Raw genomic sequence first — 8,599 nt, 5'->3', positions numbered from 1 at the left:
TGGAATAGTAACAGCAAAGGCTATGGGAATAGAAGAGCCTACAGTTGGAATACTTAACTTAGATGGTGCAAGACAAGTAGAAAAAGCTCTTAAAAAATTAGATAGCAATGGTTACAAAATAAAATTTGCAGAATCTTTAAGAGCAGATGGTGGATCTGTAATGAGAGGAAACGATCTTTTAGCTGCAACATGTGATGTTATGGTTACAGATACACTAACAGGTAATCTTTTGATGAAAGTATTTTCTTCATACACAACAGGGGGAAGTTATGAAGGATTTGGTTATGGATACGGACCTGGAATCGGAGAAGATTACGACAGAACTATATTAATACTATCTAGAGCATCAGGAGCACCGGTAGCTGCTAATGCTATAGAATATGCATCAGGTTTAGTAAAAGGAAACCTAAAGAAAGTAGTAAAAGAAGAATTTGAGAAAGCAAATAAATGTGGACTTAAAGAGATATTAGAATCTTTAACTGCAAAAAATGAAAAAAAAGAAGATGAAGAAGAAGTTAAAGAACCACCAAAAGAAATAGCTACAGCAGCTATTATGGGTATAGATGTTATGGACATAGAGGATGCACAAAAAACTCTATGGAAAGAAGGCATCTATGCAGAGAGTGGAATGGGTTGTACAGGACCTGTTGTAAAAGTAAATGAAGGCAAATATGACATGGCAGTAGAAGTATTGACTAAACATGAATATATAAGCTAATTAAATAAGTTTATCTAATAAATAAGCTTGATAAGTCTATAAAAATAATTGTAATGAAAAGTATGTTAAATTCCTAAAATCCCTAAGTTTGAAATATAATATAGTAGTTATACTAAAAAAATAAAAATATTTTCAGCCTTATAAAAGATAGTCGAGTCTTTTATAAGGCTGTTTTTTTAGAAAATATAAATTTTTATATAAATTAGTATTTGTAGTGAAGTTTTAAGTTGTTTTAAAAAATAGTTTTACTTTTAGATATTATTAAACAAGCCTATATTTAAAATAAATATAGGCTTGTTTAGTTAAAAATATTTTATTATGATTATATAAATATAAAGATAGTGAAATAAATTAAACGTTGAATCTAAAGTTAACTATATCTCCATCTTTCATTGTATAATCTTTGCCTTCTAATCTATAAAAGCCTTTTTCTTTTGCTTGAGCTTCTGAACCAGATTCTATTAATTTATCATAAGATATAACTTCAGCTCTAATAAACCCTTTTTCTATATCAGTATGTATCTTACCTGCAGCTTTAGGAGCCTTTGTTCCATCAACTATAGTCCAAGCTCTAACTTCATCACTACCAGCAGTTAAAAAGCTTATAAGACCTAATAGTTTATAGCTAGATTGTACAAGTTTATCTAAACCGGATTCTTTAAGGCCGTATTCTTCAAGCATTTCATCTCTTTCTTCATCTTCTAAAGTAGAAAGTTCTTCTTCAAGTTTAGCACATAGTGTAATAACTTCTGATTTTTCATTAGCTGCATAATCTTTAACTTTTTTTACTAAGTTATTTTCAGCATTTCCAGACATTATATCATCTTCAGATACATTAGCTACGTACAAAACAGGTTTAGAAGTTAAAAGAAAATAACTGTCTACCATCTTTTGGTGATCTTCATCAAGTTCTAATGTTCTAATAGGTTTACCTTCTTCTAAGTGAGATTTTAAGCTTTCAAGAAAAGCTAATTCTTCTTTAGCTACTTTATTTCCACCATGAGTTAATTTTTTTGTTTTATCTATTCTTCTTTGAAGTAATTCTATATCTGAAAATACAAGTTCTAAGCTTATAGTTTCAATATCACGTATAGGATCTATAGAACCATCTACGTGGACAATATTAGGATCTTCAAAACATCTAACAACATGTACTATAGCTTCTACTTCTCTTATATGAGATAAGAATTTGTTTCCAAGTCCTTCACCTTTACTAGCTCCTTTTACAAGACCTGCTATATCATAAAACTCAATTGCAGTATGTATTTTCTTTTTTGGATTATACATTTTTTCTAGAACATCTAATCTTTTATCAGGTACACTTACTACACCTACGTTTGGTTCTATAGTGCAGAATGGATAATTTGCAGATTCTGCTCCTGCTTTGGTTATAGCATTAAATAATGTACTTTTACCTATGTTAGGTAATCCTACTATTCCTAATTTCATCTATGTACAGTCCCTTCTTTGTATATAGTATCTATTAATTAAAAAATTCATACTAAAAGTAGTATTTCTAATATAAGTATAAATTCCTATTAAATTATACTCCACAGATGTAGTCATTTCAAGGAAGTATACCTTTATAATTATAAATAAATAAAAATTCTTACATTAATTATATAAAAAAGCATATGAAATATACTGATATAATTTCATATGCTTTTTATTTAAGTAAAAATTAAATTAAGAGATTATTTTTCATTTATATACATTCCAATAAATATTCCCTTCATAAAGTTGATACCAATCATTGATGCTAAACACATTTTTTCTTTTTTACTTAAACAGTGAAAATGATGATGTTTTATCATTTTGTTGTATTTATTCATTTTTTTGTGTTTTTTCATTGAATTTAATTTTTTGAAATTAATGCTGTGCATAATACTAAAACCTCCTTTCTTATAATATTATTTTCTACATAAAACTACATATTATTTAACTTTTTTATAGTAATTATTTATATAAATAAAAATTTGTAGTTTTATTTGTATAAGTTTATTAAAATTAATATTGAATTTATATATTAAAAATATATTAATTTTTTTTACCATTGAAGGAATTCTAATTAAAATATAGAATAGATAATTGTGTGGTAGAATGTGGTTTGAAGTGGAGGAAAATATAAATAGAGGTGTTAGGATGTTCATAGGGGAATATAATCATTCTCTAGATAAAAAAAATAGAATTATAATACCCTCTAAATTTAGAGAAGAATTAGGAAAGCAATTTATTTTAACAAAAGGATTAGATGGATGTTTATATGTATATCCTAGAAGTCAATGGGAATTACTTCAAAAGAAATTAGAAAAACTTCCTCTTACTAATAAAAATGCTAGAGCTTTTGTAAGATTCTTTTTTTCAGGAGCCCATGAAATAGAATTAGATAAGCAAGGAAGAACTCTTATACCACAAAATCTTATAGAATATGGGAATATAGAAAAAGATGTAGTAAGTATTGGAGTTTCAAATAGGATAGAAATATGGAGTAGAGAAAAATGGGATGAGTATAATAATTCTAATATAGATTATGATAGTATTGCGGAACAGATGAATGAACTTGAATTTTAAAACATAGGAGGAATAGCATGAATTTTAAACATATATCTGTACTACTAAATGAAACAATAGATTCGCTAAATATAAAAGAAGATGGTATCTATGTAGATTGTACTTTAGGTGGAGGAGGACATTCTTATGAGATAGCTAAAAGGCTTTCTTCTAAAGGAAGACTTATAGGCATAGATCAAGATACTACAGCACTTAAAGCAGCAAAGGAAAAACTTAAAGAATTTGATAATATAACCTATGTTCATAATAATTTTTATAATATAGATTCAATCTTAGAAACGCTAGGTATAGAAAAGATTGATGGAATAATGATGGATCTTGGAGTATCTTCTTATCAGCTAGATGAAGCATCAAGAGGATTTAGTTATATGAAAGATGCACCGCTAGATATGAGAATGGATACAGAATCAGATCTTTCAGCCTATGATGTCATTAATTCATATGAAGAAAAAGAAATCTTTAATATATTAAAAGAATATGGAGAAGAAAAATTTTCTAGAAGAATAGCTAATTTTATTATAAAAGCAAGAGAAAAATCGCCGATAAATACTACAGGGGAACTTGTAGACATAATAAAAAAGGCTATCCCAGCAAAATTTCAAAGGGATGGTCATCCAGCCAAAAGAACATTTCAGGCTATACGTATAGAAGTTAATAGAGAACTTAAAATTTTAAATAAGGCTATAGAGGATTCTATAAATAGATTGAATAGTAAAGGCAGAATATCTATAATAACTTTTCATTCTTTAGAAGATAGAATTGTAAAAAGGAAATTTAAAGAAATGGAAAATCCATGCATTTGTCCACCTAGTTTCCCTATATGTGCTTGTGGAAAAAAACCAATAGTAAAAATAATAACAAAAAAACCTCTTGAACCATCTAAAGAGGAAAAGGAATTAAATTCAAGAAGTAGAAGTGCAAAACTTAGGGTATCACAAAAACTTTAGTTCTAAATAAAAAGGAGGGAGAATAAAGTGATAATGGTAGATAAAGAAAATAACATAAGCGGAAATACAGCACTTGCTCCAGAATATGCTCCTTCAACAGATGAAAAACATAATAAAGAGTTAGAAAAATATAAAAAAATTAAAAATAAAAAGGAAAGACAAAGACGATTAAAATTTAAATTTAAAACTATTAGAAATATAATTATATTTTTTGCTATGGGAATTACTATAGTTGGAAGGTATTCTATGATATATAGCATGCAAAGAAAATCTAATGATATACAAAAACAACTGAACGAAGTTAATAAAAATACTGAAAATTTAAAGGTTCAGTTGGTAAAACAGAGTAATTTAAGTGTCATAGAAAAAGAAGCTTTAAGCAAACTTAAAATGGTAAATCCTGATAAAAACACTGCGTTATATACAGATTTAAGTTATGATAATTTTTCAAAAGAAAACAGTGATATAAATAAAAGCAATAAAGAAAGCAATAGTTGGTTTTCAAAGTTCTTTAAGGGGATTAAAGAAATGTTGTTTTAATGGAGGTATGATAATTGTCTAAAAAGGAGTATAGAGACAAAGTTATAATTAGAAAAAGAATGGTCGTTGTGTTCTGTTTCCTTTTTATATGTTTTATAGGACTTATAGTTAGAATGAGCAATGTAATGATAGTGCAATCTCCTAAGTTAAAGGAAAAGGCAGTTGATCAGTGGACAAGTGAAGTTGAAATTGATGCTAAAAGAGGACGAATATTAGATAGAAATGAGCATGAGCTAGCAATTAGTGCTAATGTATATAGAATTGATCTAGATATGAATGCTTTAAAAGACACTTTGAAAAATAAAAAAATGACTAAAGATGAGTTAGCATCTAAATTATCTACCATTTTAGAGATGAAAAAAGAAGAAGTTTTAAAGGTTTTAAACAAAAAATTGGCTAATGGCTTGCCACTACAATCTGCTACTTTAAAAAGAAGAATAGAAAAAGATAAAGCAGATAAAGTTAGAGATTTAAAATTAAGAGGATTATTGGTATCTGCAGATACTAAAAGATACTATCCTAATAATAATTTTTTATCTCATGTTATGGGGCACACCAATTCTGATGGAAAAGGCTTAACTGGAGTAGAGCTTTACTATAATAGTATACTTGCAGGTAAACCTGGAGTTAGAGTGGCGGAAACTGACAGGAAAAGTGAGGATTTACCTTATGCTATTTCTAGGTATACAAAACCTGAAGATGGAAAAGATTTAATTTTAACTATAGATGAGATGATACAACATTTTGCAGAACAGACTGCTGAAAAGGCACTAAAAGATAACCAAGCTAAAGCTGTAACAGTTGCAGTTATGGATCCTAAAACAGGAGAAGTTTTAGGACTTGCAAATAAGCCAGACTATAATCCAAATGATCCTTGGGAAAAAGGAAAAACATATAATGAACTTCAAAAGAAATGGAGAAATAGAGCAATAAATGATACTTTTGAACCAGGATCTATATTTAAACCAATAACAGCAACAGCGGCCTTAGAAGAAAATGTAGTTAATTCTGATACTAAGTTTACATGTAATGGTAGTATGAAAATAGCTAATAAAACAATACATTGTTGGAAACCAGAAGGTCATGGTACTCAGAATTTTGAAGAAATATTAAAAAATTCTTGTAATATGGGCCTTGCACAATTAGGAAAAATGATAGGAAAAGAAAAGTTAAATGAGTATATAAAAAAATTTGGATTAGGACAAAAGACTGGTATAGATCTTCCAGGAGAAGCAAGAGGAATAATAAAAAGTACTAAAAATATAACGGATATAGATTTAGCTACAATATCTTTTGGTCAAACGGATACAGTATCTCCTATACAATATTTAACAGCATTTAATGCTATAGCAAATGGTGGTAAGCTTATAAAACCCCATGTAATGAAAGAAATAGGACATTATGATGAAGAAAATAATAAAGAAATTGTAGATGAAAAGAATAAGTTAGAATATAAACAAATTCTTCATCCTGACAAAATGTCAACTTTAAGAGGGATATTGGAAAAAGTTGTTTCAGAAGGTGGAGGTAAAAATGCCTTTATTGAAGGATATCATATAGGTGGAAAAACTGGAACTGCTCAAAAGGCAGGAAAAGGAGGTTATGAGGCAGGTAAATATGTAGCTTCCTTTGCTGGAATGGCACCGGTTAATGATCCTAGGGTAACACTTCTTGTTTCAATAGATGAACCTAATCCTGCAAAACATTTTGCAGCTCAAACAGCAGCACCAGCAGCTAAAGATTTGTTTAAAAACATATTCAATTATCTAGCTACAATAAATGGTGATGAAGGAGAAGATTTAGCAAAGAGTTTACTTGAAGATGTAAATGTTCCAGAACTTAGAGGGATGAAAACAGAAGACGCTAAAAAGAAAATAAAAGATCTTAAATTAGATGCAGAAATACAATCTAAGGGAGAATATATAGTAGATATGAATCCAAAACCAGGATATACAGTAAAAGAAGGTAGTAAAATAATACTTTACACAGGCTCTACACCAAATTATAATAAGGTAGTAGCTGTTCCTAATGTTAAAGGAGATACTACTAAAGAAGCAATGGCTATTTTAAAAAGTATTGGACTTAAAGGTAAAATAAAAGGTGATGGAATAATATCTAAGCAGTCTATACCTCCAAAGAAGAGTGTTAAAAAAGGTACTGTAATTAATTTAAATGCAGAACCTATAGGAGACTAAATTTTGGGGTAGACTTAAATTTATGATATTTCAGCATGCAAAATATAGAAAAAACTGTATTTTGCATGCTAATGTTTTGTTATATGTATAATAACTTTGCTATAAGGATGTGTTAATATGAAATTATGTAATCTTTTAAAAGGAGTAGAATATAGCTTATTGTTTGGAAATGAAAAAATAAGTTTAAATAAAATAGAGTATGACTCTAGAAAGGTAAATAAAGGAGATGCCTTTGTTTGTGTTGAAGGTTATAGTACAGATGGTCATAAATATGCTAAAAAAGCATATGAAAGTGGTGCTAAATTAATAGTATGTGAAAAAGATTTAGAGAATATTGATTCTTATAAAGATTGTACTATTTTAAAAGTCTCTAATAGTAGAAGAGCTTTAGCAAAAATGGGAGCTAATTTTTATGAAAATCCAGGGGATAAGATTAAAATTATAGGTATAACAGGAACTAATGGAAAGACTACTACTACTTTTATGCTTAAATCTATATTAGAAGAAGTTGGATATAAAGTAGGTCTTGTAGGTACTATAGCTAATTACATAGGAAATAAAAAAATAGAGTCTCATAGAACAACACCAGAGTCTTTAGAACTTCAAAAATTGTTTAAAGATATGGTAGATGCCAAAGTAGATTATTGTGTAATGGAAGTTTCTTCTCATTCTTTATATTTAGATAGAGTATATGGAATAGAATTTTCAGAGGGGATATTTACTAATTTAACACAGGATCACTTAGATTTTCATAAAACATTTGAAAATTACTATAAATCTAAACTTATATTATTTAAAAATTCTAAGCATTCAGTAATAAATTTAGATGATTCCTATGGTAGTAAAGTTTCTAAAGATATTAAAGAAAATATTCTTACTTATGGAATAGAAAAGGAATGCTCTTTAAAGGCTGAAAATATAAATATGCATTCTAGAGGAATAGACTTTGAAGTTGAATATAAAGGCAGAAGAGAAAGTATAGCTTTAAATATACCAGGCAAATATAATATATCTAATGCTTTAGGATGTATAGGTGCATGTATCTTAGAAGGAATATATTTAAAGGACATAAAAAAGGGTTTAGAAAACATGAAGTCAGTTCCAGGAAGATGCGAAATAGTTACTAAAGATTATGATTTAGGATATGATGTAATAGTAGATTATGCTCATACTCCAGACGGACTTGAAAATATTTTAAATACAGCTAGAGAATTTACTAAAGGAAGACTTATAAGTGTATTTGGATGTGGTGGAGATAGAGATAAAACTAAAAGACCTATTATGGGTAAAATAGGATCAGACTTAAGTGATATTGCAATAATAACTTCTGATAATCCTAGAACAGAAGACCCATCTTTAATAATAGAAGATGTGGTAGAAGGAATAGAAAAAAATAATCATATAGTAGTTGAAAATAGAAGAGAAGCTATAAAAAAATCCATGGAAATAGCTAAAAAGGGTGATGTTATAGTTGTAGCAGGAAAAGGACATGAAGATTATCAAATTTTGAAAAATGAAACAATACATTTTGATGAAAGAGAAGTTATAAGAGATATAATAAAAGAATTATATGATTAATTTCTAATCTTTTGTATTAATTATAACTAAAAAATGGGAGTGTTAATACT

General features: G+C 28.2%; 8 protein-coding genes. 6 read left to right on the top strand and 2 right to left on the bottom strand.

Features of this window, described 5'->3' with window-relative positions:
• Positions 1–718, top strand: a 718-nt coding sequence (gene grdD, locus ABDZ71_RS13975) for a glycine/sarcosine/betaine reductase complex component C subunit alpha (protein ID WP_343762419.1), incomplete at its 5' end; no start/stop codon positions are given.
• 351 nt (positions 719–1,069) lie between these two features.
• Here grdD and ychF read toward each other — a convergent pair.
• Both ychF and ABDZ71_RS13965 read right to left on the bottom strand, forming a co-directional pair.
• On the bottom strand, positions 1,070–2,167 hold the full coding sequence (gene ychF, locus ABDZ71_RS13970) for a redox-regulated ATPase YchF (RefSeq protein WP_343762418.1): 1,098 nt from the start codon (positions 2,165–2,167) through the stop codon (positions 1,070–1,072).
• A gap of 245 nt (positions 2,168–2,412) precedes the next feature.
• On the bottom strand, positions 2,413–2,601 hold the full coding sequence (locus ABDZ71_RS13965; protein ID WP_343762416.1) for a hypothetical protein: 189 nt from the start codon (positions 2,599–2,601) through the stop codon (positions 2,413–2,415).
• Positions 2,602–2,860: 259 nt separating this feature from the next.
• Here ABDZ71_RS13965 and mraZ point away from each other — a divergent pair, with 259 nt between their 5' ends.
• The 5 genes from mraZ to ABDZ71_RS13940 all read left to right on the top strand — a co-directional run bounded on the left by mraZ (position 2,861) and on the right by ABDZ71_RS13940 (position 8,549).
• Complete coding sequence (gene mraZ / locus ABDZ71_RS13960) at positions 2,861–3,289, top strand: division/cell wall cluster transcriptional repressor MraZ (protein ID WP_343762414.1); 429 nt, start codon at positions 2,861–2,863, stop codon at positions 3,287–3,289.
• A gap of 17 nt (positions 3,290–3,306) precedes the next feature.
• Entirely contained in the window at positions 3,307–4,236 is a 930-nt protein-coding gene (rsmH, locus tag ABDZ71_RS13955; protein ID WP_343762411.1) for a 16S rRNA (cytosine(1402)-N(4))-methyltransferase RsmH, read from the top strand.
• Between the two features lie 33 nt (positions 4,237–4,269).
• Entirely contained in the window at positions 4,270–4,776 is a 507-nt protein-coding gene (locus tag ABDZ71_RS13950; RefSeq protein WP_343762456.1) for a septum formation initiator family protein, read from the top strand.
• Between the two features lie 14 nt (positions 4,777–4,790).
• Positions 4,791–6,971 (top strand): stage V sporulation protein D, encoded by a 2,181-nt coding sequence (locus tag ABDZ71_RS13945; protein WP_343762409.1) that lies wholly within the window; start codon positions 4,791–4,793, stop codon positions 6,969–6,971.
• Between the two features lie 117 nt (positions 6,972–7,088).
• Positions 7,089–8,549 carry a UDP-N-acetylmuramoyl-L-alanyl-D-glutamate--2,6-diaminopimelate ligase gene (locus ABDZ71_RS13940; RefSeq protein WP_343762407.1) on the top strand — a complete coding sequence of 487 codons (1,461 nt, stop codon included), beginning with the start codon at positions 7,089–7,091 and terminating at the stop codon, positions 8,547–8,549.
• Positions 8,550–8,599 lie beyond the last annotated feature (50 nt).

The sequence above is a fragment of the Clostridium oceanicum genome, assembly GCF_039521385.1.
Lineage (GTDB): Bacteria > Bacillota > Clostridia > Clostridiales > Clostridiaceae > Clostridium_F > Clostridium_F oceanicum.
This window is presented reverse-complemented; position numbering and strand designations above follow the sequence as displayed.

Bases quoted from the DNA above. Each gene is read 5' to 3' on its own strand.
- ychF (WP_343762418.1), bottom strand. From the start codon at position 2,167: ATGAAATTAGGAATAGTAGGATTACCTAACATAGGTAAAAGTACATTA.
- ABDZ71_RS13965 (WP_343762416.1), bottom strand. From the start codon at position 2,601: ATGCACAGCATTAATTTCAAAAAATTAAATTCAATGAAAAAACACAAA.
- mraZ (WP_343762414.1), top strand. From the start codon at position 2,861: ATGTTCATAGGGGAATATAATCATTCTCTAGATAAAAAAAATAGAATT.
- rsmH (WP_343762411.1), top strand. From the start codon at position 3,307: ATGAATTTTAAACATATATCTGTACTACTAAATGAAACAATAGATTCG.
- ABDZ71_RS13950 (WP_343762456.1), top strand. From the start codon at position 4,270: ATGGTAGATAAAGAAAATAACATAAGCGGAAATACAGCACTTGCTCCA.
- ABDZ71_RS13940 (WP_343762407.1), top strand. From the start codon at position 7,089: ATGAAATTATGTAATCTTTTAAAAGGAGTAGAATATAGCTTATTGTTT.